Source organism: Micromonospora costi, from assembly GCF_003626655.1.
Lineage (GTDB): Bacteria > Actinomycetota > Actinomycetes > Mycobacteriales > Micromonosporaceae > Micromonospora > Micromonospora costi.
This window is the reverse complement of the sequence record NZ_RBAN01000004.1, coordinates 51,861-78,179: the sequence shown is the minus strand read 5'-3', so window position 1 is coordinate 78,179 and position 26,319 is coordinate 51,861. Positions and strand designations below refer to the sequence as shown.

General features: G+C 74.6%; 27 protein-coding genes and 1 riboswitch. Of the genes, 13 read left to right on the top strand and 14 right to left on the bottom strand.

All coding sequences use genetic code 11. The features are described 5' to 3' along the window. Positions 1-263: 263 nt before the first annotated feature. The gene (locus D7193_RS22220) at positions 264-470 is read right to left on the bottom strand and encodes a hypothetical protein (protein WP_120781497.1); all 207 of its coding nucleotides are present in this window, start codon (positions 468-470) and stop codon (positions 264-266) included. 253 nt (positions 471-723) lie between these two features. Between D7193_RS22220 and D7193_RS22215 the strand changes: the two genes are divergently transcribed. Then, a complete protein-coding gene (locus tag D7193_RS22215) occupies positions 724-1,551 on the top strand; it encodes a hypothetical protein (protein ID WP_120781496.1) in 828 nt (275 codons plus the stop codon). 29 nt (positions 1,552-1,580) lie between these two features. On the opposite strand, the gene D7193_RS22210 is transcribed toward D7193_RS22215, so the two are convergent. From D7193_RS22210 to D7193_RS22190, 5 genes are all read right to left on the bottom strand, one after another. Next, the gene (locus D7193_RS22210; protein WP_120781495.1) at positions 1,581-2,783 is read right to left on the bottom strand and encodes a low temperature requirement protein A; all 1,203 of its coding nucleotides are present in this window, start codon (positions 2,781-2,783) and stop codon (positions 1,581-1,583) included. A gap of 366 nt (positions 2,784-3,149) precedes the next feature. Next, positions 3,150-4,256: a hypothetical protein gene (locus D7193_RS34735; protein WP_338324101.1), complete on the bottom strand. Its 1,107-nt coding sequence runs from the start codon at positions 4,254-4,256 to the stop codon at positions 3,150-3,152. A 214-nt stretch (positions 4,257-4,470) separates the two neighbouring features. Then, on the bottom strand, positions 4,471-5,820 hold the full coding sequence (locus D7193_RS22200; protein ID WP_120781494.1) for an FAD-dependent oxidoreductase: 1,350 nt from the start codon (positions 5,818-5,820) through the stop codon (positions 4,471-4,473). Between the two features lie 7 nt (positions 5,821-5,827). Continuing rightward, positions 5,828-6,175 (bottom strand): TcmI family type II polyketide cyclase, encoded by a 348-nt coding sequence (locus D7193_RS22195; protein ID WP_120781493.1) that lies wholly within the window; start codon positions 6,173-6,175, stop codon positions 5,828-5,830. An 82-nt stretch (positions 6,176-6,257) separates the two neighbouring features. Then, entirely contained in the window at positions 6,258-7,103 is an 846-nt protein-coding gene (locus D7193_RS22190; RefSeq protein ID WP_120781492.1) for an AfsR/SARP family transcriptional regulator, read from the bottom strand. 421 nt (positions 7,104-7,524) lie between these two features. Here D7193_RS22190 and D7193_RS22185 point away from each other — a divergent pair, with 421 nt between their 5' ends. Genes D7193_RS22185 through D7193_RS22145 form a run of 9 tightly spaced genes read left to right on the top strand, consistent with a single transcriptional unit; the run spans position 7,525 to position 15,619 of the window. Next, positions 7,525-7,866, top strand: a complete 342-nt coding sequence (locus D7193_RS22185) for a TcmI family type II polyketide cyclase (RefSeq protein ID WP_120782136.1) — start codon at positions 7,525-7,527, stop codon at positions 7,864-7,866. After that, positions 7,863-9,578: an acetyl-CoA carboxylase carboxyltransferase subunit alpha gene (locus tag D7193_RS22180; RefSeq protein WP_120781491.1), complete on the top strand. Its 1,716-nt coding sequence runs from the start codon at positions 7,863-7,865 to the stop codon at positions 9,576-9,578. Before D7193_RS22185 ends, D7193_RS22180 begins: the two co-directional genes overlap by 4 nt. Next, positions 9,575-10,135: an acetyl-CoA carboxylase biotin carboxyl carrier protein gene (gene accB / locus D7193_RS22175; protein WP_120781490.1), complete on the top strand. Its 561-nt coding sequence runs from the start codon at positions 9,575-9,577 to the stop codon at positions 10,133-10,135. The genes D7193_RS22180 and accB overlap by 4 nt, the downstream gene beginning before the upstream one ends. Positions 10,136-10,145: 10 nt before the next feature. Continuing rightward, entirely contained in the window at positions 10,146-11,642 is a 1,497-nt protein-coding gene (locus tag D7193_RS22170) for an acetyl-CoA carboxylase biotin carboxylase subunit (RefSeq protein WP_120781489.1), read from the top strand. After that, a complete protein-coding gene (locus tag D7193_RS22165) occupies positions 11,639-12,361 on the top strand; it encodes an SRPBCC family protein (protein WP_120781488.1) in 723 nt (240 codons plus the stop codon). Before D7193_RS22170 ends, D7193_RS22165 begins: the two co-directional genes overlap by 4 nt. Continuing rightward, positions 12,354-12,758 (top strand): cupin domain-containing protein, encoded by a 405-nt coding sequence (locus D7193_RS22160; protein WP_120782135.1) that lies wholly within the window; start codon positions 12,354-12,356, stop codon positions 12,756-12,758. Before D7193_RS22165 ends, D7193_RS22160 begins: the two co-directional genes overlap by 8 nt. Then, the gene (locus tag D7193_RS22155; RefSeq protein ID WP_120781487.1) at positions 12,755-14,026 is read left to right on the top strand and encodes a beta-ketoacyl-[acyl-carrier-protein] synthase family protein; all 1,272 of its coding nucleotides are present in this window, start codon (positions 12,755-12,757) and stop codon (positions 14,024-14,026) included. Before D7193_RS22160 ends, D7193_RS22155 begins: the two co-directional genes overlap by 4 nt. After that, on the top strand, positions 14,023-15,273 hold the full coding sequence (locus D7193_RS22150; RefSeq protein ID WP_120781486.1) for a beta-ketoacyl synthase N-terminal-like domain-containing protein: 1,251 nt from the start codon (positions 14,023-14,025) through the stop codon (positions 15,271-15,273). Before D7193_RS22155 ends, D7193_RS22150 begins: the two co-directional genes overlap by 4 nt. Then, a complete protein-coding gene (locus D7193_RS22145) occupies positions 15,266-15,619 on the top strand; it encodes an antibiotic biosynthesis monooxygenase family protein (protein ID WP_120781485.1) in 354 nt (117 codons plus the stop codon). The genes D7193_RS22150 and D7193_RS22145 overlap by 8 nt, the downstream gene beginning before the upstream one ends. 40 nt (positions 15,620-15,659) lie before the next feature. Here D7193_RS22145 and D7193_RS22140 read toward each other — a convergent pair whose 3' ends face one another. The 3 genes from D7193_RS22140 to D7193_RS22130 form a co-directional block, all read right to left on the bottom strand. After that, a complete protein-coding gene (locus tag D7193_RS22140) occupies positions 15,660-16,604 on the bottom strand; it encodes a sialidase family protein (protein WP_120781484.1) in 945 nt (314 codons plus the stop codon). A 132-nt stretch (positions 16,605-16,736) separates the two neighbouring features. After that, on the bottom strand, positions 16,737-17,141 hold the full coding sequence (locus D7193_RS22135; protein WP_120781483.1) for an MmcQ/YjbR family DNA-binding protein: 405 nt from the start codon (positions 17,139-17,141) through the stop codon (positions 16,737-16,739). Positions 17,142-17,166: 25 nt separating this feature from the next. After that, positions 17,167-18,069, bottom strand: coding sequence for an aminoglycoside phosphotransferase family protein (locus tag D7193_RS22130; protein ID WP_120781482.1), 903 nt, complete (start codon positions 18,067-18,069; stop codon positions 17,167-17,169). A gap of 143 nt (positions 18,070-18,212) precedes the next feature. Here D7193_RS22130 and D7193_RS22125 point away from each other — a divergent pair, with 143 nt between their 5' ends. Both D7193_RS22125 and D7193_RS22120 read left to right on the top strand, forming a co-directional pair. Then, positions 18,213-19,322, top strand: a complete 1,110-nt coding sequence (locus D7193_RS22125; RefSeq protein WP_120781481.1) for an alpha-hydroxy acid oxidase — start codon at positions 18,213-18,215, stop codon at positions 19,320-19,322. Between the two features lie 75 nt (positions 19,323-19,397). Beyond that, the gene (locus D7193_RS22120) at positions 19,398-19,658 is read left to right on the top strand and encodes a hypothetical protein (protein ID WP_120781480.1); all 261 of its coding nucleotides are present in this window, start codon (positions 19,398-19,400) and stop codon (positions 19,656-19,658) included. Positions 19,659-19,781: 123 nt separating this feature from the next. On the opposite strand, the gene D7193_RS22115 is transcribed toward D7193_RS22120, so the two are convergent. Then, positions 19,782-21,221 (bottom strand): glycine hydroxymethyltransferase, encoded by a 1,440-nt coding sequence (locus D7193_RS22115; protein WP_120781479.1) that lies wholly within the window; start codon positions 21,219-21,221, stop codon positions 19,782-19,784. Between the two features lie 18 nt (positions 21,222-21,239). Next, positions 21,240-21,329: riboswitch (ZMP/ZTP riboswitch) on the bottom strand. Positions 21,330-21,479: 150 nt separating this feature from the next. Between D7193_RS22115 and D7193_RS22110 the strand changes: the two genes are divergently transcribed. Beyond that, positions 21,480-22,286 (top strand): SDR family NAD(P)-dependent oxidoreductase, encoded by an 807-nt coding sequence (locus tag D7193_RS22110; RefSeq protein WP_120781478.1) that lies wholly within the window; start codon positions 21,480-21,482, stop codon positions 22,284-22,286. 75 nt (positions 22,287-22,361) lie between these two features. On the opposite strand, the gene D7193_RS22105 is transcribed toward D7193_RS22110, so the two are convergent. From D7193_RS22105 to D7193_RS22090, 4 genes are all read right to left on the bottom strand, one after another. After that, entirely contained in the window at positions 22,362-22,862 is a 501-nt protein-coding gene (locus tag D7193_RS22105; RefSeq protein WP_120781477.1) for a hemerythrin domain-containing protein, read from the bottom strand. 116 nt (positions 22,863-22,978) lie between these two features. After that, the gene (locus D7193_RS22100) at positions 22,979-24,460 is read right to left on the bottom strand and encodes a S8 family peptidase (RefSeq protein WP_120781476.1); all 1,482 of its coding nucleotides are present in this window, start codon (positions 24,458-24,460) and stop codon (positions 22,979-22,981) included. Between the two features lie 140 nt (positions 24,461-24,600). Beyond that, entirely contained in the window at positions 24,601-25,467 is an 867-nt protein-coding gene (locus tag D7193_RS22095; RefSeq protein ID WP_120781475.1) for an NAD(P)H-hydrate dehydratase, read from the bottom strand. Further along, a complete protein-coding gene (locus D7193_RS22090; protein WP_120781474.1) occupies positions 25,451-26,182 on the bottom strand; it encodes a histidine phosphatase family protein in 732 nt (243 codons plus the stop codon). Before D7193_RS22090 ends, D7193_RS22095 begins: the two co-directional genes overlap by 17 nt. Between the last annotated feature and the right edge of the window lie 137 nt (positions 26,183-26,319).

Below are 26,319 nucleotides of genomic sequence, written 5' to 3'. Positions count from 1 at the left end.
AGCAGCCCTTCCCGCCGGGCGGTCCGGCAAACCCGCCACCCCGACCACAACCCAGCCTCCTAGGACGGTGTAGGCGGTGTAGCGCGCCTCGACACGTGCGGACCGGGGGACGCGTCGTCGTGCCGGCGTCTCACGCGACGCGTCGTCGTGCCGGCATGACGCGGGCCGCGTTGTTAGGCATGACGCGGCCCGCGCCGTGGAACGGGCGCGGGCCGGGCGGTACGAGGGCCGTCCCGCCGCCGACGGGCGGGCCGGCCGATGTCCTACTTGGACGGCTCGGGGAGTTCGCAGTCGACCTTCGGGTTGGCGCCGATGTAGTTCAGGGGCCCGGCCACGATGGTGACCAGGATGGTGCCGGCCTCCGCGCAGTTGGTGTCGTCGCCGCTGTAGTAGCCGCGCTGGCCGGCGGCGATAGCGCCGATGATCAGCCAGATCACGACGATGACTCCGAGTATCGACGAGCCACGCATGGCGTTCCTCCGAGGGGTTGTGGTGGGTTCGAGGTGCAGGCGTACGTACCCAGTCGCGGCGAACGGCTAACGGTGCCGACGATCGGCGGCCCGGGTGGGCCGACCGGGTGTCACCGGCGATCCGGTGGTACGACGGGGCATCGGCCGGCCGCACCACGTCCCGGGCGGGGACTATCGGATCGAGGACCGATCTCCGCGCCGGATGTCACCGCCGACGTAGAACTGGCGTCACGGCACCCGCCGAGGAGGAGCCATGCCCGTCCCGACACCGACCCGGTACATCGACCACCCGGCCGACGTCGCCTTCGCGGCCCGTGCCCTGGCCGGCGGCGCGGTCGTCGTAGCGGCCTTCGGGAACTTCTACGCCGTCGTGAGCCGCCCCGACGCGGAGACGGTCGGTCGCGTGAACCTGGCGAAGGGCCGGCCCGCCGACCAGGTGGGCAGCGTCACCGCCGTGGCGGACCGGATTCCGTCCATGTTCGACTGGTCCCGCATCTCGCCGCGGCTGCCCGAGCGGCGGGTGCGCCAGCTCATGGACGCCCTGTACGGCGCCGGGCCGTTCGGTTTCCGGGGCCCGGCCGCCGACCGGCTGCCCACCCACCTCACCCGGTACGACCGGGGAGTCCGCACCGCTCAGGTGATCGCGCCCGGGACGGGCTGCCTGTCGAACGCGTTCTTCGCGCACGCCACCGCCGAGGCAGGGGTGGACCACCTCTACATCACCTCGGCCAACCGCTCCCGCCATCTCACGGGCGCCGACGAGGAGCCCGCGCACTGGAAGGCCGACGCGATCGCCGCCGACTTCGCCCACCTGCCCGACCTCGTCGTCCTCGCGCACCGCGACGAGGCGGCCGCCCGGGCCGCGTACCCGCGGCACCTGCCGACGTCCGTCACGCTGCTCTCCTTCCACCTGCCCGAGGGGGAGTGGGAGGAGCCGCCGGTGCTCATCGTGGACCGGCACGGCTCGCTGCACGTCGACGACGTACGCCGGGCCGCCGCGCCACTCGGCCTGCAGGTACGCCTCGGTGCCGGCGCCGGGCGACGGCTGCGCGTCCGCGCGTACGCGAAGGCGCTGGTGTGACCGGCGGCGCCGCGCGCGGCCGGACGCGGTCAGTGCGGTGGTAGCGGCGCCTCGGGTGGGCGGCCCCAGCTGCGCCGGGCGTCGGCGACGGCCACCCCGGCCAGCACCAGCATGGCGCCCAGCGAGCTGAACACCGGGGGCAGGAAGATCAGGAGCGGGGCGATGGTGAGCAGCGCCAGAAGCGCCCCGGGGCGGGAGTAGGAGACCCGGCTGAACACCTCGTACTCGAACGCGGCCCGGCCGGCCAGGAACAGCGCCGGGCCGCCGAGGATGACGGCCAACCAGGCCGGCGGGGTACGGCCCTCGTGCCCGTGCAGGACCAGATCGAAGCCGGCCGCGGTGGTGACCACGCCCGCGACCATCAGCAGGTGCGTGTACGGGGCGGTGTTGAGGAACTTGCGCGGAGCCCGGGAGGTGGCGATGGCGACGGGCAGCAGCTCGCCGGACTTGTGCACGTAGATCCGCCACAGCAGCAGGGTGGTGACGAAGACGATCCCGAACGACGCGATGTTCTTCAGCTCGGAGTGCGCCAGGTTGAACAGGGTGCCGATGGTCAGGATGCAGTCGCCCAGCGCGATGATGAAGAACTGCTGGTAGCGCTCGGAGAGGTGCTCGGCGGTGACGTTGCGCTTCGCGTCGGGCACCGCGCCGAGGCGCGGGACGGGGTAGGCGAGCCGGAAGCCGCCGTAGTCGATGGCGAGAGCGATCGCCCAACAGACCATCCGGGCGTTACCCCCGACGTACGCGCCGATGATCCAGGGCACCGCCGAGATCGCGAACCAGATGACGATCCGGGCGGCCCGCTTCTGGGTCTGCGGCTCGCGGCGCACGATCGGCATGAGGAAGAACCCCCGACCGAGGTGGATCGCCACGTACGTGCCGGCGAAGATGATCCCGCGCGTCTCGAACGCGTCGGGGATGGCGGTGGTCATCAGCAGCGCGCCGAACATCACGGCCGCGATCAGGACCTTGATCTCGGTGCGTTCGGGGTCGTACATGTCGGTGACCAGGGTTGTGATGGCCCAGGTCCACCACACGGCGGCGAGCAGGATGAGCGACTGCCCGGCCGTGAACCAGTCGAGCCCGTTGACCAGGTTGTGGGAGATGAGCGCGAGCGCCACCACGTAGACCAGGTCGAAGAAGAGTTCGAGCAGGGTCACCCGGCGCGGGGCTTCCGGGTCGCGCACCGGCGCGCGCCGCCGGGGCGCCGGTTCCGGCGTGGCGGTCGGCACGGGGCGGCTCCTGGATACCAGGTCGGCTCGGTGGGCCTCGGGCCCTCCCGACCGACGGTAGCGACGCTCGACCCGCCGTGTGCCGGAGATGCCGCTATTCCCTGCTGCCGCACGGCGGCCCTCGGTCGTCGCCATGCCGGGCGGGCGGGGTAGCCCCGCGCTGATTCGCCGCGATCTTGCACTTTCGGCCCCTCGTTCGAGGCTAATGTCCCCTATGCCGGGGCGCAAAGTGCAAGATCGCGGGGGGGGGGTGATCGACAAGGGCTCCCCGGGTTGCCGCGGGGTCGCGGGATCACCGCGACACCGCGACGTCCGGGCGACCCGGTCGATCACGCCCCCGCACCAGCGCGTCCGCGCCGGCGGCCGTCAGCCTTCGGCCGTGCCGTTCGACGTCTGCAGCGCGGCCGCCGCCTCGTCGGGCGCACCGGCGAGCACCTTCGCCTGCTGCGGCCACGTGGCCAACCCCGGCGCGGCACGCAGGCCCGCGCCGCGGATGAGCTCGCGCAGCGCGCCCTCGTCCAGCTCCGCGAGCTGCCGGTACGTCCGGACGCCGGCGGCCTGGAGGGCGGCGGCCATCTTCGGCCCGACACCCTGGATGCGGCGGAAGTCGTCCACCTCGACCGCAGCCTGGGCCACCGGACGCACCGGCGGGGTCGCGACCCCCGGCCGCCGCGGCGGGGTCGCCGGCAGCGGCCGCTCGGCCGGCGCCGCGTCGGCGGCCGGCTCGGCGGCGGCGGGCGCCGTCACGTCATCGGCTGGCCCAGCGTCGGCCCGCCCAGCGTCGGCCCGCACAGTGGCGGACTCGGCGACGGACGGCGTCGCGTCCTCGGCCGGCGTCGCGTCCTCGGCCGTTGTCGCATCAGCCGTTGGCCCGGCAGCGGACGCCGAAACGTCCTCGGCCGGCTCGTCGGCGGTCGGCCCGGCGGTGGGCGACGGCGCGCCCTCGGCGGGCTCGGCGTCGGCCCGTCCGGTGGCGGCCGGCTCGGCGTCGGCCCGTTCGGTGGCGGCCGGCTCGGCGGCGCTCGCCGCGGGCGGGTCGACCTGCTCGGCGGCCGGCGCGGGGCGCGGCGCGACCACGGGGGCCGGCTCCGGCTCTCCGGTCGGGGCGGGGACCGGATCGCCGGTCAGCGCCATGTCGGCCGGGTCGACGTCGGACGCCGGCGTCGCGTCGCGGTCCTCCGCCGCCCCGGCGGGCTCGGCGGCTGACCGCACGGCGGCGGTCTCCGGCGGGACCGGCTCGTCGGCGACCGCGTTCGGCGCCGGGTCGATCGTGGCCGGCGCCGCGGCGGGCTCCTCCACGGCCTCCGGCGCCGGGGCGGCGATCACGGCCGTCCCGGCCGTCGAAGCCCCGTCCACGGTGGACGCGTCACCCCCGGTGCGCGCGTCACGCCAGCCGCGCAACGCCCAGCCGGCGGCCAGACCGAGCAACAGGACCAGTATCACTGTCAGCGAGTGCCCGAAGGACCACGCCACGGCAGACCTCCCTCTCACCTCGTCGGAATCAGTCACGTGAGAAAAACACGCCGCAGCTTCGCATACGCCCGGCGCGTACGACAGGGAGGCTCGACCGTCCGCTGCCGGCGTGGGATGCGACGGCACCGGTGGTGCGTGACGCGTGACCGACCGTGCTCGCGGGCACGACGAGAACCCCGGCGCCCTCCGGGCGCCGGGGTCGTGGGGTTTCGGCTCAGTCCTCCTCGCCCCGGTAGGTGTAGAAGTCGTCGACGAACCGGCGCCGCAGCCGGGGGACCCGGCTCGTGACGCCGAAGTACCCGCGCGCGCCGAGCAGCGCGAGCCGGCCGACGACCGGCTTGTACATCCGGTCGTCCCCGTTGGTGCCGCTGCGGTTGAGCGAGTCGGCCACCCGGGCGAAGCCGTACGGCACCATCGCCGTCTCGTAGTCGGCGACCGCCTGCACCAGCGTCTTCTCGCCGGCCGCCGCGAGCCGCAGCTGCCGGCACAGCAGCGCGGCGTCGCGCAGCGCCGTGTTCGCGCCCACCCCGCGGCCCGGGGTCATGGTGTGGATGGCGTCGCCGAGGAGGGTGACCGTACTGGCCTTCCAGGGCGGCACCGGCTCGGAGGTCGTGACGCGGATGGGCAGGGCGCTGGCCGGGTCACCGCGCATGAGCAGCTCGCGCAGGTGCGGATGCCAGTTCCTGGTGAGATCGAGCGCGACCTGCACCAACTCGTCGCCGCGTCGCTGCATGACGTCGGCCGGGAAACGGCGGGCCGTGCTCCACACGATCAGGTTGATGTTGTCCCGGGTGGGGTCGTGGGCCAGCCCGGGCCACCGGGACAGCACCGCCGCGTCGGCGTCGGCGACGTCGGGTTTGAGCCGCCCGTCGGCGTCCCACTTGAAGTCCATCACGTGCAGCACGCCCATCATCCCGCCGGTGCCGAAGATGAGCGAGATGCCCCGTCGCAGCCGTTCGGGCAGGAGCGAGCGGGTGTGCGCGGTGAGCGGTATCCGGGTGGCGATGTTGATGGTGCCCGCGTCGCGGGTGACCGCATGCGGCAGGTACTGCCGCCGTACCGCGGAATGGGTGCCGTCCGCGGCGACCAGCAGGTCGCCCGTGGCGCTGCTGCCGTCGGCGAAGTACGCGGTGACGGTGCCGTCGTCGCGCTGCTCGTAGTGGGTGAATGTCCGGTCGAAGTGGACGACGTCCTCCATGCCGGTGAGCAGGACCTGCCGCAGGGTCATCCGGGCCACCGACCGCTCGGTGTCGACCGGGTGGGTGTCCGGCCGCAGCTCGAACGACGCGGTCTGGCGCAGGCCCTGGGTGACGACGTTGAACCAGCGCGGGGAACGGGCGCAGGTGGCCAGGTAGACGTCGAACAGCTCCGGTGGCAGGCACTCGCGCAGCGCCCGGCTGCCGGTGGGGCCGATCCCGACCCGGTAGCCGAGCAGACCCTCGCCGCGGGTCCGGTACCGCTCGAAGACGTCGACGCCGATCCCGGCCCGGCGCAGCCCGTGCGCGAGGCACATCCCGCCGGTGCCGGCGCCGATGACGAGTACGTGCGGCGCTGTGGCGGCCATCGTGGCCTCAGCCGGCCGCGCGGGGAGCGGGCGCGGCGGCCGCGTCCCAGCGGTAGAAGCAGCCGGCGATCGCGTCGCGGGGGGAGCGCCACGTCGGCAGGTACGGCGACGTGTGCGCCGAGAGGCGCTCGTTGACCTGCCGGTACAGCGGGTGGGTGCGGGCCTCGGCCAGCGCCTCCGGGTCGACCTCCGCGGTCTCCATGAGGTGGACGAAGACGTCGTGCAGGCAGTACAGCGACCGGTGCGTGACCCCGGTCAGGCCGGGCAGCTCGGTCGAGTCGGACTCGGCGAAGATCTGCGCGACCCGGCCCTCCGCGCCGGGCACGATCCTGCTCACGATCAGTAGACGGCTCATCCGGACCCCTTCCACCGGTGGCCCGTACGGGACCACGGGACACTGTGCGACTCACCGTGCCCGTCGGCCTGTCACCTGCCCGTCACGCGTTGCGCCGCGACGGTGACGCGGGACGGGCCGGTCCGCCCGGCGCGCGTCCGGGATGCCCCGGCGCCCGGCGCGGTGTCACGCCGTCGCGGCTGGCCCGCCGGATCGGTGCGAGCGTGTCGTCGAGCAGGGCGCACATGGCCGGCGACGGTTCCAGGCGCAGTTCGCGGCGGAGCAGGTCACGGTAGACGTAGAAGGCGTGCACGGCCTCGAAGGCGTTGCCCTCGGCCAGGTGGATGCGCACCACGAGCCGGTGCGGCGTCTCGCGGAGGGGCTCCGCGGCCATCGCCTCCAGCGCGGCCTCCAGGGCCTCGCCGTGCCGGCCGGCCGCCAGGTGCTGACCGGCGACCTGCTCCAGCATGTGCAGGCGCAGCTGGCGCAACCGTTCCCGCTCCAGCAGCACCCAGTCGTCGTACCAGCCGGGCAGCAGGTCGTGCCGCCCGGCGGCGAGCGCTCCGGCCGCAGCGCGCGGGCAGGCGCCCTCGCGGACCCGGGTGGCCGTGCCGACCAGCTCGTCCACGTCGAGCCAGACCGCCGGGTCCAGCCGGACGGTGTCGGTGTTCGTGGCGAGCGGGCAGCACGGGTCCTGCCGCAGCCGCCACAGGGCGGTACGCAGCGAGGACAGGGCCCGCTCCTCCGGCGCGTCCGGCCACAGCAGCCCGGCCAGCTGGCATCGGGTGGCACCGGGGCGGAGCCCGATCAGCGCGATGACGCGTTGCAGGCCGCGGGGCACCACCACCGGCGTGCGGTCGTGCAGCAGCGCGAACCCGCCGAGCAGGTGCAGCGAGACGCGGGCGCCGGACCGGAGCCCGGTCGACGGCTCGGACGGATCAGCGACCACGGCGGCACCCCCTGCGGAACGCGCGTCCCGACTGTCTGCTGTGTCCCCGGCGCGGCTGCCCGTGACGCCGCTGTCGTCGCGCCACGCGGAGGCGCGGCGTCGCGCCGGGGCCGGCGGGCTGACCGTGACGAAGATTATCAATGACAGTAACTCTGGGTCAACAATCCCGGCGCGCCGCGAGTGCTCGATGAGGAACCATGAGACCGGCTCTGAACTGGCAATTGTTTCCGTCGCTGGTTCGCGGGACCCGGCCGGCTCATAGCCCGTACACAGGTTCCGTCAACGCAGCGTCACCATCGACCGTCGCCGACGAGTGCGCCGCGGTGACGCGGTGGTGACGAGCACGGTCGCATCGTGGCGGCAGTCGTCCGGCTCGTCCGGCTCCGCCACGCCGGCGGACGTCCTGGGGGGAGGCCCGTCCATGGACCGATCGCTGATCGTCGCGAAGGTGGTCCCGACCGCCGAGGCGCAGGTCGCCGAGATCTTCGCCGACTCCGACGCCACGGAGCTGCCGCACCTGGCCGGGGTACGGCACCGGTCGCTGTACCGGCTGCACGACCTGTACGTGCACCTGCTCGAGACCGAGCTGCCGGGCGACGAGGCCGTGCAGGCCGCCCGGGGGCACCCCGAGTTCGAGCGGGTCAGCGCCCGCCTGCGCCCGTACGTCTCGCCGTACTCGCCGACCTGGCGCTCGCCCCGCGACGCCATGGCGCGCTGCTTCTACCGGTACGACGCGCCCGCGTCCGTGGGGCGGCGGCCGTGACCGCCACCGCGCCCCGCGAGGAGCAGCTCTGGTCGCGCTGCGCCGGCTGCGCGACGCTGCTGTACCGCAAGCGGCTGCGGCGCAACCTCGACGTGTGCCCGGAGTGCGGGGTCCACGCCCGACTCGGCGCGCCGGACCGGCTGCGGCAGCTGGCCGACCCGGGCTCGTTCCGGCCGCTCCCGGACCGGCCCGTCGACGTCGACCCGATCGGCTTCGTCGACGTGGTGCCGTACCCGCACCGGATCACGGCAGCCCGGGCCGGCACCGGGCTGGCCGAGGCGGTGCTGTGCGGCACCGCCGCCCTCGGCGGGCACCCGGCCGTGCTCGCGGTCATGGACTTCCGCTTCCTCGGCGGCAGCCTCGGCTGCGCGGTGGGTGAACTCATCACCCGCGCCGCCGAACGCGCGCTCGACGACCGCGCGCCGCTGATCCTGGTCACCGCCTCCGGCGGGGCCCGGATGCAGGAGGGTGTGCTGTCGCTCATGCAGATGGCCACCGTGAGCCAGGCGGTCGCCGCGTTGCGCGAGGCGGGACTGCTCACGATCAGCGTGCTCACCGATCCCACGTACGGCGGGGTGGCCGCCTCGTTCGCCACCAACACCGACGTGGTCATCGCCGAGAGCGGGGCCCGCATGGGTTTCGCGGGCCCCCGCGTCATCCGCCAGGTCACCGGGCGTGCGCTGCCCGAGGGCTTTCAGACCGCCGACTTTCTGCTCCGGCACGGTCAGGTCGACATGGTGGTGCCCCGGCGTGCCCTGCGGGGACGGCTGGTCGCGTTGCTCGCCGCGACCCGGGCCGGCCGGGCGCCGGCCGCCGCCACGCAGCGCATCCCCGTGCCGGCGACCCGTCCCGCCGTACCCCGGCAACCGGCCGGCGGCGCGCCCGGACCGACCGCCGCGGACCCCTGGGCGACCGTGCGGCTGGCCCGGCACCCCGGCCGGCCGACCAGCCTCGACTACCTGGACGCCGCCTTCGACGGCTTCGTGGAGCTGCACGGCGACCGGCTCGGCGGCGACTGCCCCGCCGTGGTGGGTGGCCCGGCCCTGCTGGCCGGCCGGCCGGTCATGGTGATCGGCCACCAGAAGGGGCACACGACCGCCGAGCTGGTCGCCCGCAACTTCGGCATGGCCAGCCCGGCCGGGCACCGCAAGGCCCTGCGGTTGATGCGCCTCGCCGCCCGACTCGGCCTGCCGGTCGTCACCCTCGTGGACACCCCGGGTGCCGACCCGGGCGTCGGGGCCGAGGAACAGGGCCAGGCCGCGGCCATCGCGGAGAACATCCTCGCGCTCACCGTCCTGCCCACGCCGGTCGTCGCCGTGGTAACCGGTGAGGGGGGCAGCGGCGGCGCCCTGGCCCTGGCGGTCGCCGACCGGGTGCTGATGCTCCAGCACGCCGTCTACTCGGTGATCAGCCCGGAGGGCTGCGCCGCGATCCTCTGGCCGGACCGCTCGGCGGCCCCGGAGGCGGCCCGCGCGTTGCGGCTGACCGCACCGGACCTGCACCGGCTCGGCGTGGTGGACGAGATCGTGCCCGAGCCCGCGGGCGGCGCCCACGACGACCCGGACGCGACGGCGCGGACGCTCGGCGACGCGGTACGTGACGCGCTGCTGCCGCTGCTCGACGTGCCGGCCGCCACCCTGGTGCGCCGCCGCCGGCAACGGTTCCGGCGGTTCGGTGCCGCCGGCATCGGCGCGCGGACGGGCGCGCGATGAGCGCCGGCACGACGCGGCCGGAGACCGCGCGGCCGCCGACCGGGGCGGACGGCGACGCCGACGACGCGGGCGGGCGGGCCGGCACCGATGCCGTCCTGACCGGCCTGCGCCGGCACGCCCGGCAGTTGGTCGCCGAACTCGCCGGCCCGGTACGGCGGGTGCGCCTGCGCAGCGGGGACACGGTGCTGGAGGTCGAGTGGCACGACGGTGCGGCGAGCGCGCCCACATCCGACCCCACGCCCGAGCCGCCGGCGCGACGGCACCCGGCCGCGCCCGCCGACACGACCGGCGGCCGCGACGCCGCCGGGCCGGCCGACGCGACCGTGGTCCGGTCACCGATCGTCGGCACGTTCTACCGGGCGTCGGAGCCGGGAGCCGTGCCGTTCGTGACCGTCGGCGACCTGGTCCGGCCCGGGCAGGTCGTGGGCATCGTCGAGGCCATGAAGCTGATGAACGAGGTCACCGCCGACCGGGGCGGTCGGGTGGCCGCCGTCCTGGCCGACGACGGCCAGCCGGTGGAGTACGACCAGCCGCTGGTCGCGCTGGACCCGGCCTGAGGGGTGCGCGATGTTCGAGAAGGTGTTGATCGCCAACCGGGGTGAGATCGCCCTGCGGGTCCTGCGGGCCTGCCGCGAGCTGGGTGTGCGTACGGCGGTGGTCTACTCCGCCGCGGACGCCGACTCCGCCCCGGTCCGCCTCGCCGACGAGGCCGTCCGGATCGGACCGGCCGCCAGCCGGCGCAGCTACCTCAACGCCGCCGCGATCGTCGAGGCGGCCCGGCAGGTCGGCGCCCAGGCGGTGCACCCCGGATACGGCTTCCTCTCCGAGGACGCCGACTTCGCCGAGATCTGCGCCGAGAACGGGTTGACCTTCATCGGTCCGCCGCCCGCCGTGATGGCGTCGCTGGCCGACAAGTCCTCCGCCCGGGGGCTCATGAGCCGGGCCGGGCTGCCGCTGCCCGCGGGAAGCGTCCAGCCGGTGTCCACGGTCGAGGCGGCGGTCGAGGTGGCCGCCGGCATCGGCTACCCGGTGATCGTCAAGGCCGCGGCCGGCGGCGGCGGTCGGGGCATGACCGTGGTGCGGTGCGCCGCCGACCTGCCCCGGGCGTACGCGAGGACCCGCGCCGCGGCGCAGGCCGCCTTCGGCGACGACCGGGTGTACGTCGAGCGGTACCTCACTGACGCCCGGCACGTCGAGGTGCAGGTGCTCTGCGACGGGCACGGCAACGGCGTGCACCTCGGCACCCGGGACTGCTCCGTGCAACGGCGGCACCAGAAGCTGGTCGAGGAGGCGCCGGCCCCGGCGCTGTCCGCCGGCACCCTCGACACGATCGCCGAGACCGCCCTGCGCGGCGCGCTGGAGGTCGGGTTCACCGGCGCCGGCACGCTGGAGTTCCTGGTCGACGCCGCCGAGCGGTTCCACTTCCTGGAGATCAACTGCCGGATCCAGGTGGAGCACCCGGTCACCGAGATGATCACCGGGATCGACCTGGTGCACGAGCAGCTGCACATCGCCGCGGGCGTACCGCTGCGCTGGCGGCAGGCCGACATCCGCCCGCACGGCGTGGCGGTGGAGTGCCGGGTCAACGTGGAGGATCCCGACCGGGACTTCGCGCCCACGCCGGGACGGCTGGAGCGGTTCGTCCCGCCCGGCGGCCCGTTCACCCGGGTCGACACCCACGGCCGGACCGGATACGTGGTCGGCCCGCACTACGACTCGCTGCTGGCCAAGGTGGCGGTCTGGGCGCCCGACCGGGAGCTGGCCCTCAACCGGCTCGAACGCGCGCTCGACGAGTTCGAGGTCTCCGGGCCCGGTGTGCGCACCACCATCCCGTTCGTGCGCCGGGTGCTCGACGACGCCGCGTTCCGCAAGGGCCGCTACACCACCGGCCTCGTCGACCGGCTCCTCGCCGCCGGCCCGGCCGCGCCCCCGGCGGCCCGCGCACCGGCGCCGCCCGTGGCACCGGCGCCGCCCGTGGCACCGGCCCCGCCCGCGGCACCGGCCCCGCCCGCGCCGCGCCCGTCCGCCGTCCCGTCCGACGCCCGACCCAGGAGGATTTCATGACCGTGACCCGAGGACGACCCCTGACCGCCGAGATCACCGACATCCTGGTGGCCCACTGCGGGTTGGACGCCGACGTGGCCGCCCGCGCCCCGGCCGCCTCCCTGGAGGAACTCGGCCTGGACTCCCTCGCCCTGCTCGAACTCTCCGCCGTGGTCGCCGACCGGTACCGGGTGCAGATCCCGGAGCAGGCGGCACAGCTCAGCATCCCGGCGGTGGCCGACCTCGTGGCCCGCCGCGGCGACCAGCCGGGCCACACCGAGAACAGCGTCGTGATCGCTGCGCCGCTGCCGCTTGTCTGGGACCTCACCAACGACGTGGCGAACTGGACCGAGCTGTTCACCGAGTACGCGGTCGTCGAGATCCTGCACCGCGAGGGAAACACCGTACGTTTCCGGCTCACCATGCACCCCGACGAGAACGGCACGGTGTGGAGCTGGGTCAGCGAGCGGACCGCCGATCCGGCCACCCGGGAGGTGCACGCCCACCGGGTGGAGACCGGGCCGTTCGAGTACATGCGCATCCACTGGCACTACGCCGAGGAGCCGGAGGGCACCCGGATGACCTGGGTGCAGGACTTCGCGATGAAACCGACCGCGCCGGTGGACACCGCCGGGATGACCGAGCGGATCAACGCCAACACCGCCGTGCAACTGGCCGTCATCAAGGAGCGGATCGAGCGGCGGGTACAGACCGGGGCGGCGGGTGTCGGCGATGAGTGAGCGGACGCTGGGGCCGGTCGCCGCGCGGGACGTACCGGCCGACGGGCGCCGCGGCGGTGAGCTCCGGGTGCTGCTCGGCCCGCGTACGGTCGGGAGCACCTCGGGTTTCCTGGGCGTCGCCACGCTGCGCCCGGGAGAGCGGATCGCCGAGCACTACCACCCCTACAGCGAGGAGTTCCTCTACGTCGCCCGCGGCGCGATCACCGTGGACCTGGACGACCGCCCGGTGCCGCTGGGCGCGGGGGAGGCGCTGTTCGTGCCGGTCGAGGTCCGCCACCGCCTGCGCAACACCGGGGACGAGCCGGCCGAGGTCGTGTTCCACCTCGGGCCGCTCGCGCCCCGGCCCGAACTCGGTCACGTCGACACCGAGGTGGCCGAGCAGCGGGGCGCGCCGTGACCGGGCGCCGCACGGTGGTGACCGGGATCGGTGTGGTCGCACCGGGCGGCGCCACCCGGGACCGGTTCTGGAAGTCGATCACCGAGGGCCGGACGGCGACCCGGCGGATCAGCTTCTTCGACCCGACGCCGTTCCGGTCCCGGATCGCCGCCGAGTGCGACTTCGACCCGGTCGCCGCCGGCCTCACCGAAGCCGAGCTGCGGCGGGCCGACCGGTACGTCCAGTTCGCGCTGGCCTGCGCCGACGAGGCGGTCGCCGACGCCGGGCTCGTGCTCGACGAGGTCGGGCGCGACCGTGCCGGGGTGGTGCTCGGCACCGCCGTGGGCGGCACCATGGCGCTGGAGCAGGAGTACGTGGCCGTCAGCGACGGCGGCCGGCACTGGCTCGTCGACCCCGCCCGCGGCGGCCCCCACCTCTACCAGGCGCTGGTGCCGAGCAGCCTGGCCGCCGACGTGGCCGTCCGGCACCGGCTGCACGGTCCCGCGCAGGTGGTCTCCACCGGGTGCACCTCCGGCATCGACGCCATCGGGTACGCCCACCAGCTGATCGCGGACGGCGAGGCCGACGTCGTCCTCGCCGGCGCCGCCGACTCGCCGATCTCACCGGTCACCGTCGCCTCGTTCGACGCCATCAAGGCCACCAGCCCGGACAACGACGACCCCGCGCACGCCTCCCGGCCGTTCGACGCCGACCGGCGCGGCTTCGTGCTGGCCGAGGGCGCCGCGGTGCTGGTGCTGGAGGAGGCCGGGCACGCCCGGCGGCGGGGCGCGCACGTGTACTGCGAGGTCGCGGGGTACGCGAGCCACAGCAACGGCTACCACATGACCGGGCTGCGGCCCGACGGCGTGGAGATGGCCCACGCGATCACGGCTGCCCTGCGGCAGGCCCGGATCGCGCCCGACCAGGTCTCCTACATCAGCGCGCACGGCTCCGGCACCCGCCAGAACGACCGGCACGAGACCGCCGCGTTCAAGCGGGCGCTCGGCGACGTGGCGTACCGGGTGCCGGTCAGCTCGATCAAGTCCATGGTGGGTCACTCGCTGGGGGCCATCGGCTCGATCGAGATGGCCGCCTGCGCGCTCGCCATCGAGTTCGGCGTCGTCCCGCCGACGGCCAACTGGACCACCCGCGACCCGGAGTGCGACCTGGACTACGTGCCGAACGAGGCGCGGGAACTGCCCGTCGACGTGGCGCTCTCGGTCGGCAGCGGGTTCGGCGGCTTCCAGTCCGCGATGGTCTTCCGGCGGCTCACGAAGGCGGCCGCGTGACCGCCCGGGCCGTGGTCACCGGGATCGGGGTGGTCGCACCGAGCGGGATCGGGGCGGCGGCCCACTGGCGTACGGTGCTGGCCGGCACCCGACGCACCGGGCCGATCACCCTGTTCGACCCGGCCACCTACCCGACCCGGTACGCGGGCGAGGTGACCGGGTTCGACGCCACCGGGTACGCCGACGGCCGCCAGCTCGTGCAGACCGACCGGTGGACGCACCTCGCGTTCGCCGCCACCCGGCTGGCCCTCGCCGACGCGGGACTGCCCGAGTGCTCACCCGACCCGTACGGCTACGCGGTCACCCTCGCCAGCTCGTCGGGCGGCAACCTGTTCGGCCAGCGGGAGCTGCAGCGGCTCTGGGGCGGCCCGTCGCGCACCGTCGGCGCGTACCAGTCGATCGCCTGGTTCTACGCGGCCAGCGTGGGTCAGCTGTCGATCCACCACCAGTTCAAGGGGCCGTGCGGGGTGCTCGTCAGCGAGGCGGCCGGCGGCCTGGACAGCCTCGCGCACGCGGTGCGGTCCATCCGCCGCGGCACCCCCGTCGTCATCGCCGGCGGCACCGAGTGCCCGCTGAGCCCGTACGCCCTGACCTGCCAGCTGGCGGGCGGGCTGCTCAGCGACGCCGCGGACCCCGAGCGGGCCTACCGCCCGTTCGACACCGCGGCGAGCGGCTACCTGCCGGCCGAGGGCGGGGCGGTCTTCGTGGTGGAGGAGTTGGGGCACGCGCTGGCCCGGGGAGCCCGGATCCACGGCGAGCTGACCGGTTGGGGCGCGACCCACGACGCGGCCCACACCGGGCCGGCGACCTGCGGCGACCCGGCCCAGTACGCGCGGGCCATCCGGCTGGCCCTGGACCGCGCCGGGGTGGGCTCGGACGACGTGGACCTGGTGCTGCCCGACGCGCTCGGGGTGCCCCGCTACGACCGCGCCGAGGCCACCGCGCTGCGGACGGTGTTCGGCGACCGCCCGCCGCCGGTGAGCACGGCGAAGCCGCTGACCGGCCGTGCCCACCAGGGCGGCGCCGCGCTGGACGTGGCCACCGCGCTGCTCGCCTTCCGGCACGACACGCTGCCGGCCTCGGCGGCGCCCGACGAGGTGGCCGCCGGCTGCGAGCTCGACTTCCTGCGGGAGCACCGCAAACCCCGCAACCGCGTGGCGCTGGTCTGCGCGCGGGGGTTCGACGGCTACAACAGCGCGCTGGTCCTGCGTGGGGCCGCGCCGGCGAGGGAGGACGAGGATGGGTGAGCAGCGGGCCCGGGTGGTGTTCCTGGTGCGCGTGCCGGCCGAGCGGACCGCGGCGTTCCTGGCCGCGTACGAGGCGATCCGCCACCAGGTGGCCGGCGGGGTGCCGGGGCACCTGGTGGACCAGGTGTGCCGGTCGTCGGCCGACCCGGAACAGTGGCTCATCACCAGCGAGTGGGCGAGCCTGGGCGACTTCGAGGCGTGGGAGCGCAGCGCCGCCCACCGGGAGCTGGTCCGGCCGATGCGGGAGTGCTTCACCGACGCCCGGTCGCTGCGCTTCCACATCCACGCGCAGACCGCGTCGCCGGCCCGCGAGGCTCCCGCCACGGTCGCTCCGCGAGGCGCCTGACCGGTCCGCCGCGTCGTCCTCAGTGGACAACGGTCCGGGCTCACCGGCCGAGGGCGACCTCGGCCAGGTAGACGCAGGTGCGTCCCTCGTGGGACGAGTAGTAGCTCACGTGGAGCAGCCCGTCGTGCCACACCAGGCCCGGGTAACTGGTGTCGCCGCCGGACGGGAGCGCCACGAGCTCGGTGAGCTCCGCCCGCTCGGCGTCGACCGCGCAGATCGCGGTGCGGGTCCGCCCGTCGAGCAGACGTACGCCGGCGATCAGCCCGCCGTCGGGCAACCGGAGCAGCGCCGGCCCACCGACCCGGACGCCGAGGTCGGCCCAGTCCCACTCCCGGTACGGCGGCCGGGCCCGGCCCAACTGGGCGGTGGCCTCCTCCTGCCCGTCGCGGCGCAGCAGGCAGACGGCGGTGCCGTCGGGTTCGAAGACGAGACCCGACTCGTTCGGGTAACCGCCGGCGAAGAGGGTCGGCGCCACCGGTCGCAGGTCGACGCCGTCGCCGCTGCGGTAGAGCCGGGCGAACCACGGCTCGCGGGTGGCGTACCCGACGCCGTACATGGCGCCGTCGTGCCAGGCGGCCCGCCACACCCACACGTCCGGCTCGCCCACCGGGGTCGGGTCGCCCCAGCTGTGCCCGTCGCGCGAGAGCCACGCGACGGTCCGGAACGTCTTCGTGGTCTCGCCGGTCACCGCGGCGGCGTACAGGTGCAGCCCGCCGTCGGGTCGGGGGACGAAGCGCGGGTCCCGCAGGTCGGCGCCGTCGCCGCGCAGCAGGGCCGCCGGGGCCCAGGCCCGGCCGTCCGTCGAGGCCAGTACGCGGATCGCCCCGTCGCCGGAGACGTGCGTGCTGCCCTCCCGGAATGCGCACAACCAGACGTCGCCGTGGCGGACCAGGTCGGTGAAGGCGCTGTGCGGTGCGCTGTCGCCGATGCGGCGCACCGCCCTGACCGTGGCGTCGGTGGTGCGGCCGATCGGTGACGGGTTCATGCGCGGCGGCCTCCTGGCGTCCGGTCCGGCCGACCAGGGTAGGGCGCGCAGTCGACGTCCGCGCGGCGTCGCGGCGAACGGCGGGCGAACAACCTCCCGGCGCCCCGAGGCGGGCGCGCCCGGGCGACGACGTCAACCCGCAGGTCGCGTCCCCTGTGCCCGGTACGCGGCGGCCAGCCGCTTCGGCGCCCGGGCGTGCCACGCCTCGACCATCAGTTCGGTGAGTTCGGGCAGGCTGATCCGGTCCAGCCGGACCAGGACGGCGGGGTAGCCGTCGAAGTGGGGGGTGGTGAAGTAGACGTCGGGGTCGTCGGCGAGCAGCGCCTCCCGGGCGCCCAGGTCGGGCACGCGCGCGCCGAGGATCGGCCCGTCCGGCGCGTCGTCGCCGAGCGCCGCCAGGTCGGCCCGGCGCAGCGGCCGTTCCCAGACGAACGCCTTGTCGCGCACCCGCCACGCCGGCAGCCCGTCGTACGACGGGTGCTCGGCCGTCTCCGGCAGTGTGGCGGCGATCCGGCGGACGTCCTCCCAGGTGGCCATCGCCCCAGGCTACGACCGTGGCGGGTCAGTGGGACGTCGTCCACTCGTCCAGAACCTGGTCGAGGGCGTGCCGCGCCTCGGCCGCCTTCCCGCGATCCGGGTCGTCCAGCGTGATGAGGGCCTTCCACAGCGCCCAGCCGCGTCCGCGCGCCCACGTCGCCTCGTCGACGCCGAGGGCGCCACGGAACGCCGCCCGGCTCGTGCCGTGCAGCAGCGTCCACGAGACGACCACGTCGCAGGCGGGGTCTCCCACGCCGCAGCAGCCGAAGTCGATCACCGCGGCGAGCCGCCCGTCGCGGACCAGCAGGTTGTTCACCGCGACGTCGCCGTGGAACCAGACCGGCGGACCGGTCCACACCGCGTCGAGGGCGGCCGCCCAGATCGCCCGGACCGTGCCGGTCGGGATCCGGTCGCCCAACCGCTCGATCGCCCGGCGGGTGTCCTCGTCGTACGTGGCCAGCGCCGCCCCACGCCACGCGCTGTGCGCGCCGGCCGCCGGGCCGCCCGTGGGATCGATCCGCTGGAGCGCGACGAGGAAGCCGGCGAGGGTGACCGCGAACCGGGTCAGGTCGTGGATCCGGTCCGGGCGGGCGGTCCGCCCGTCGATCCAGCGACGGACCGACCAGGGGAACGGGTACGTCCCGTCCGGCTCGCCCAGGGCCAGCGGAACGGGCACCTCCAACGGGAGGTGCGGGGCGAGCGCGGGCAGCCAGCGCTGCTCCTTGGCCACCTGCGGCGCGTACCCGGGGCCGCTGGGCAGCCGCACGGTCATCGCGTCGCCGAGGTGGAAGGTGCGGTTGTCCCAGCCGTCGGGCTCGACGGGGCGGACCGGCAGGTGCGCCCACCGGGGGAACTGCGTGGCGACGAGCCGGCGCACCAGCGCGGTGTCGATCCGGCCGGTGACGTCGACGGTTGGTTCGCGCTCCATCGGCCCGACAGTGGCCGGCCCGGGCGGCGACGGCAACCGAATTCGGCCGTACCGGTCGGTGCGCCACCGGTCGGGAGGGTGATTGACGGCCCGACCCGCCGGCGGCTAGTTTCCGGCATCCGATCGAGCCGGGGGAGCGACCGATGGCGGAGCCGACCGTGACCGACCTGCCGGCGCAGGCACCGCCGGTATGCCTGGCCGACTTCGCCGAGCGGGCGCGGGCGGTCCTGCCGCCGGACGTCTGGGACTACGTCGCCGGTGGCAGCGGCGCCGAGGTCACCCTCGCCGCGAACCGGGCGGCCCTGGACCGCGTCGCCGTGGTGCCCCGGGCGCTGCGCGGCGTGGAGACGCCCGACCTCGGGGCCCGGCTGCTCGGTCGCCCGTACGCCATGCCGGTGGCGGTCGCGCCGATGGCGTACCAGCGGCTCCTGCACCCCGACGGCGAGTGCGGGCTCGCCGCGGCGGCCGGTGCGGCGGGCGTGCCCTACCTCGCGAGCACGCTCGGCAGCACGCCGATCGAGGAGGTGGCGGCAACCGGTGCCGAGATCTGGTTCCAGCTCTACTGGCTGCGCGAGAAGGCGCTGGTGCGGGACCTGCTGGCCCGGGTGCGGGAGGCCGGCTGCCGCGCCCTGGTGGTCACCGTCGACGTGCCGGTGCTCGGGCGGCGCTTCCGCGACCTGCGCAACGCCTTCCGCCTCCCGTCGGAGGTGACGGCCGTGAACCTGCCGAACGGCCGCGACGACCTCGCGCACTCCGGCACGCCCGGAGTTTCCGCCGTCCCCGCGGGCGCGACCTTCGCACCGGCGCTCGGCTGGGACGATCTGGCCTGGCTGCGCGAGCGGGTCGACCTGCCGCTGGTGGTCAAGGGTGTGCTCGACCCGCGGGACGCGCAGGAGGCGGTCCGCGTCGGCGCGGACGCCGTGGTGGTCTCCAACCACGGCGGCCGGCAGCTCGACGGCGCCCCGGCCAGCGTCCGCATGCTTCCCGAGGTCGTCGACGCCGTCGGTGACCGGTGCCAGGTGCTGCTGGACAGCGGGATCCGCAGCGGCACGGACGTGCTGCGGGCGCTCGCGCTCGGCGCCGGGGGCGTGCTGGTCGGCCGGCCCCTGCTGTGGGCGCTCGCCGCCGGGGGTCGCGCGGGTGCGGCGAGCGCGCTGGACCTGCTGGCGGGGGAGCTGCGTGACGCGCTGGCCCTGGCCGGATGCCCCGACCCGGCAGCCGCCGGGGCGCTGCGTACGCTCCGGGTCGACTGAGCCGCTGACACATCGCGTTCACCCGGTGGCAAAGTGCGACCGCCCGCGTATCAGCGTCCTGGGTGGACGGTCATAATGGGGCCCATGGTTGCCTGGGAGTACGCGTTGCTGGTCCGCCGCTATCAGGGGCAGGGCCGCAATTTCCACGTGTCGTTCGTCTGGTACGGCCCCGACGGGTCCCGCAAGGACATCACCGCCTACGGCGACACCGCGATCGCGCACCTCAACCGGGCCGGCCGCGAGGGCTGGGAGCTCGTCTCCGCCGCCGAGGACGTCAACAACGTGCAGGGCAGCACCGAGGTGCACCGCTACCACCTGAAGCGCCCCATAGCCTGACCCGCTCCCCGCCCGCCCGCCCTCCGTCGCCGCCGATCATGCAGTTGTGGTGGGGGACGTACTCCGCGAAGGGGGTCGGTCCGGGCACCACAACTGCATGATCGACGGGATGACCGGCGGGGGCTAGGTCAGGTCGACCGTGGGGTAGAGGGGGAAGCCGGTCAGCAGCTCGCTCGCCTGGCGGCTGACCTTGTCGGCGACCGCCGGGTCGAGCACGTACTTGGCCTTCGACCCGGTGCCGTCGGCGTTCGCGCCCGCCGTGGTCTGGCTCAGCACGGTGTGGATCAGCTCGGCGATCGTGTCCATCTCCGCGGTGCCGAGCCCCCGGGTGGTCAGCGCCGGCGTGCCGATGCGGATGCCGGAGGTGTACCAGGCGCCGTTCGGGTCCTGCGGCACGGAGTTGCGGTTGGTGACGATGCCCGAGTCCAGCAGGGCCTGCTCGGCCTGCCGGCCGGTGAGCCCGTACGAGGTGACGTCGATGATCGCCAGGTGGTTGTCGGTGCCGCCGGTCACCAGGCGGGCGCCGCGCTGCAGCAGCCCCTCGGCGAGTGCCTGGGCGTTGGCCACGATCCGCTGGGCGTAGTCGGCGAAGTCGGGCCGGCGGGCCTCGGCGAGGGCCACCGCCTTGGCGGCCATCACGTGCGGCAGCGGCCCGCCGAGCACCATGGGGCAGCCCCGGTCCACCTGCTCGGCCAGCTCCGGCTGGCAGAGCACCATGCCGCCGCGCGGGCCGCGCAGCGACTTGTGGGTCGTGGTGGTGACGATGTGCGCGTGCGGCACCGGGTCGAAGTCGCCGGTGAAGACCTTGCCGGCGACGAGCCCCGCGAAGTGCGCCATGTCGACCATGAAGGTGGCGCCCACCGAGTCGGCGATCTCCCGCAGGATCCGGAAGTTGACCTTCCGCGGGTACGCCGAGTAGCCGCCGACCAGGATCAGCGGCTTGAACTCGCGGGCGATCTCCGCCACCTTGTCGTAGTCGATCAGGCCGGTCGCCGGGTCGGTGCCGTAGCTGCGCTGGTCGAACATCTTGCCCGAGATGTTCGGGCGGAAGCCGTGGGTGAGGTGGCCGCCGGCGTCGAGCGACATGCCGAGCATCCGCTGGTTGCCCAGCTCCCGGCGCAGCGCGAACCAGTCGGCCTCGGTGAGGTCGTTGACCTGCCGGGCCTGCGCCCGCTTCAGCGCCGGCGCCTCCACCCGGTCGGCCAGCACGGCCCAGAACGCCACCAGGTTCGCGTCGATGCCGGAGTGCGGCTGCACGTACGCGTGCGCCGCGCCGAACAGCTCCCGCGCGTGCTCGGCGGCGAGCGCCTCCACGGTGTCGACGTTCTGGCAGCCGGCGTAGAACCGGCGGCCCACGGTGCCCTCGGCGTACTTGTCACTGAACCAGTTCCCCATCGCCAGCAGCGTGGCGGGGGAGGCGTAGTTCTCACTGGCGATCAACTTCAGCGACTCGCGCTGGTCGGCCAGCTCGGCGGCGATGGCGCCGGCCACCCGGGGCTCGACCGCGCGGATCACCTCGAGCGCGCTGCGGAAGGCGGTGGATTCGGCGTTCGGCGACGACATGCGACCTCCTACTGACGTACGGAAGGCCCAGGCGCTCGGCATGCGTCCTCGTGACGGGGCCGCTCCCCGATGGTTCTCCATCCCCACGCGCCAGTAACGGCCCGCACCGATCCTACCGAACCGGGCGTCACCGGCCCGGGCGACCTCGCCCCGGGCCGGGCCGGTGTGGTTGGGCGGGCCGTCAGGGGGCACACCGGAAGCGGGGCGGTCGCGGCACCGGTGCGGGCCCCGGCCGTACGAACGAGAGGAGCAGGACCCATGACCACACCGAGCACCGACCGGCCGCTCGCCGTGGTGACCGGGGCGTCCAGCGGCATCGGGTACGAGCTGGCCGTCCAGTTCGCCGAGCACGGCTTCGACTTGGTCATCGCCGCCGAGGACGACGGCATCGACACGGCCGCGGCGAAGCTGCGCCGCGACGGCGGGCCGCAGGTGCGGGCGGTCCGCGTCGACCTCGCCCGCCCGGACGGGGTGGAGGAGCTGGCCGCCGCGGTGGCCGCCACCGGCCGCCCGGTCGAGGCGCTGGCCCTCAACGCCGGGCGGGGCGCCGGTGGCGCCTTCGTGGGCGGCACCGACCTGTCCGACGAGCTGAACGTCGTCGACCTCAACGTGCGGTCGACCGTGCACCTCGCCAAGCGGATCCTGCCCGGCATGGTGCGGCGGGGCGCCGGGCGGGTGCTGTTCACCTCGTCGATCGCCTCGACCATGCCCGGACCGTTCCAGGCGGTCTACAACGGGTCGAAGTCGTTCGTGCAGTCGTTCGCCGAGGCGCTGCGCACCGAGCTCAAGGACACCGGGGTGACGGTGACCTCGCTGATGCCCGGGCCCACCGACACCGAGTTCTTCGCGCGCGCGGAGATGGAGGACACCAAGATCGCCGCCGGGCGGAAGGACGATCCCCGCACGGTCGCCGAGCAGGGCTTCGCGGCGCTCATGCGCGGCGACCAGACGGTGACCGCGGGGTCGCTGCGGAACAAGGTGCAGACGGCGGTCGGGAAGATCGTGCCCGACAGGCTCAAGTCCGAGCAGCACCGCCGGATGGCCGAGCCGGGGTCGGCGAGCTGACCCCTCCCGGATACTGACCCCTCCCGGATACGCGGACGGGCCCGGCGCGCGCCGGGCCCGTCGTGTCGCCGCCGGTCAGGCCGTCACGGCGTCCACGGACTTCTTGACCGCCTTGGCGTCGGTCGGCTTGCGGGGCGCGTCCGCGCGCAGCTCGATCATCCGCTCCCCGATCTCCTGGAGCTGCTTGCGGCCCAGCGCCTCACGCACCTTCGGGAACCACTCCTGCTCCTCCTCCTCGACGTGGTGCAGCACGTTCTCGATGAGCACCGTCGTCTTGGCGGTGAAGTGCTCGTCCTCGGCGTCCATGGCGAACAGCTCGGCGCAGAGCACGTCGGCCACGTGGTGCTCCTCGTACGACTCGAGGATGTCGTCCTCCAGGTCGGGCAGGAGCCGGCGGACCTCCGGGTACATGACCTCGTTCTCGAGGTACGTGTGCACGGTGAGCGCCTCGATGATCTGCCCGACCAGCTTCTGCCGCTGGCTCGCCGGGCCCTCCTCGGCGTCCTGGAACGCCTTGAACAGGCGGCGCATCTCCTTGTGGTCCTCTTTCAGCAGGACGATGGCATCGGTGGACACCGGCTGACCTCCTAGACGTGTGTCGGGTGGTCGTCCGGTACCCCGGCGGTGAACTGCGGAAACGGGTGGGGCCCGGCGCGTCCGCGCCGGGCCCCACCGTCATCCGTACGGTGTGGTCACTTCACCACGTTGTAGGCGTTGACCATGCCCGCGCCGTAGAAGCCGTTACGCGCGCCGCCGGAGCAGGTCGCGTCGTAGGCGTGCGGGCCGTCGGGGTGCAGCGGCGCGGGGTTGTAGACGCCCTGCGGGCAGGGCTTGGCCACCGCGGTGCTCTGCAGGAACGCGGCGAGCTGGCCCGGGTTCATGCCGGGGTGCGCGGAGAGGGCCAGGGCGGCGACGCCGGTCGCGTGGGGACCGGACATCGAGGTGCCCTGCTTGTACCCCCACCCGTTGGTGCGGGTGGCGGTGTTGAAGGTCGTCGACAGGATCTGGTCGGTGGTGGTCGGGCTCACGCCGCCCGTGCGGAACCGGCTGTCACCGCCCGGCGCCGTCACCTCGACCACGCCCTGCCCGTACGAGGAGTAGTAGGACTTCTCCCCGGTGGGGCCGACCGCGGAGACGGTCAGCACGCCCGGCGCCTCGGCCGGCAGGTCGAGGCAGGCGCTGTTGATCTCGCGGGTCTCCGGGGTGCCGTTGTTCGGGCTGCCGGTGTCGACCGTCTTGTGCTGGAGGTCGACGTTGGAGTTGCCGGCGGACGCGACGTTCAGGACGCCCTTGCTCGCCGAGTAGCGGATGGCCCGCTGCACGGCCTGCCACACCGGGCGCTGGCGCGCGTCGTTGCGGCAGTTGAACTCCCACGGGTCGATGTAGTAGCTGTTGTTGGTCACCTGCATGCCGTGCTCGGCGGCCCACACGAAGCCGCAGATCGCGGCCTCCGGGAAGATGTAACCGTCGTCGTTGACCACCTTGACGGCGGCCACCTTGACGCCCGGAGCGATGCCGGTCACCCCGACGCCGTTGACGGCGGCGGCGATCGTCCCGGCCACGTGGGTGCCGTGGTCCGACGTGGTCGGGTTCCAGGCCGACTCGGTGGTGTCGGCGACGCCGCCGACGCAGGACGTGCTCTTGTCCTTGGCGATCTGGCTGGCCAGGTCGGGGTGGCTGCTGGAGATGCCGCTGTCCAGCACACCCACCACGACGTCCGGGCTGCCGGCGTTGATCGCGTGGGCCTGCGGGACCCCGATCATCGGCATGTCCCACTGCTGGCCGAAGAGCGGCTCCTTGGTCGGATCCGCGGTGACGTTCGCGACGTCGGCCGCGGACACCTCCACGGTCTCGCCCTCGTCGAGCGCGCTGCCCAGACCGGTGGTGGACGCGACCGACTCGACACCGGCGCCGGCCACGGCGGTGGCGAAGTCGGGGTTGGCCGAGCGGACGACGAGCACGCCGATCTGGTCGTACCTGGCCACCACGGTGCCCCGGGCGGTGGCCACCCGGGCGGCCGCCTTGTCGGTCTTCCCGCCCTGCGGGGCGAGAACCAGGAACGTGGCCTCGGTGCCGGCGGCCGCGGCCGGCGCCAGCCCGCCGGTGACGGCGAGACCGATGCCGAGCGTCAGCGCGGACGCCGCGGCGAGTGTCTTGCGACGAATGTCCTTCACACAGACTCCCAGGGGAGGGTCCCCGCCGGGCGGCCATCGGGGTGTGCCCGGCGAGAGGCGGACAGGGTGCCGCCTCCGGCCGGTACAGCGCCCGAGGTGAATGTGGCGTTACACACACCCGTCGCCGGAGCGACGATCTGTCAGACGGTGGCGAGGGTGTGCGGGATCTCGTCCAGCAGCTCACGGGCCAGGAAGCCGATGCGGCCGTACTGCGGGACGAGGCGCTGCCCGCTCACCGCGTGGGCGAACGCCGCCCAGCACGCCGCCTGCGCCGGCTCGGCTCCCCGGGAGAGCAGGCCGGCGAGCAGTCCGGACCGGACGTCGCCGCTGCCCGACGTGCCCAGCCCGGCGTCGCCGCTCTCCTCCCGCCAGCCGCGCCCGTCCGGCGTGGCGATGTGACCGTAGAGGGAGACGACCGCGTCGTACCGGGCGGCCAGCTCGGCCGCGTCGGCGTCCAGGTCCCCGGGCTCGCGGCCCAGCAGGTGCCCGGCCTCGACGACGTTGGGGGTGAGGACCACCGGCCGGCCGGAACCGACCAGCAGGTCCGGCTCGTGGCTGAGCGCGCCGAGGGCGTACGCGTCGAGCACCAGCGCGGTCCGCGTCCGGGCCGCGTCGAGGACGACGTGCAGCAGCCGCCGGGTCTCGTCGATGTCCTTGAGCCCCGGGCCGACGGCCACCACGTCCGCCTCGGCGACGAGGTCGCCGAGCTGGTCGCCGGGTTCACCGGCGAGCGCACCGCCTCCGGTCTCCGGGAGCCCGACCACGAGCGCCTCGGGGACCTGGATGCTGAGCGCGGCGGCGGTCGACTCGGGGGCGGCCAGTTGCAGCACACCGGCGCCGGCCCGCAGCGCCGCGACCCCGGCGAGGAGCACCGCGCCGGGGGTGAACCGGGACCCGCCGACCACCAGCACGGTGCCGCGGTTCTCCTTCCCGCCGCTGGGGACGGGCAGCGCCCAGTCGCGCAGCAGCGCCGGGGTGATCACGTGGGGGTCAGACCGGTTTGGCACGGACCTCGTCCTCCCTGGTCGGCGGGGTGCCCTCCTGGCGAAGGTGGCTGACGTCGTTGAAGCAGTCGAGCGCCAGCCGGTCGGCGCCGCCGGTCGACCAACCGGTGACCGCGCAGTTCATGATCAGGTCCTGGCGGGTCAGCGCGACCAGCTCCGCCTCGGTGAGCCCTTCGACGAGGTAGCGGAGCACGAAGACCAGCGCGTCGTGCCCGAACAGCACCACCCGGCGGCCGGCGTGGTCGCGGCGCAGGTCGCCGAGGAGCGCCCGCAGCCGCAGCGCGACGTCGGTCCATGCCTCGCCGCCCGGTGGCCGGTAGTAGAACTTGCCCAGCCGGGTGCGCCGCTCCGCCTCGTCCGGGTAGCGGGCGCGTACGCCGTGCGGCGTCAGCCCGTCGAGCACGCCCAGTTCCCGGTCACGCAGCCGCTCGTCCCGGCTGACCGGTATCCCCGTGCCGTCCAGCGCCAGCTCGGCGGTGCGGACCGCCCGTAGGTACGGCGACGTCACCGCCACGTCGGGGCGCCGGTGCGGCGGCAGCCCGGCGAGCCACCGCCCGGTGGCGCGTGCCTGCTCCTCCCCGGTGGGGGAGAGCGGCACGTCGGCGTCCCGGTGGGTCAGGCCGATCAGTTCCGCCCCGGACGACTCGGCCCGCGCGGCGGCCACGTTCGCCGTGCTCTCCCCGTGCCGGACGATCCAGAGCGCCGCCAGTTCCGCCATGCGGCAACCCCTACCCGACGGGCGGCCGCGATAACCGCGCCGGGCCGGCGAGCCGGGTGCGGGCCGGCGTGAACGGTGCGCCGTCGGGTAAGCGCCGGGTCCACGAGAGCCGACAGGGGAGGAGCGTGCCGTGGCGA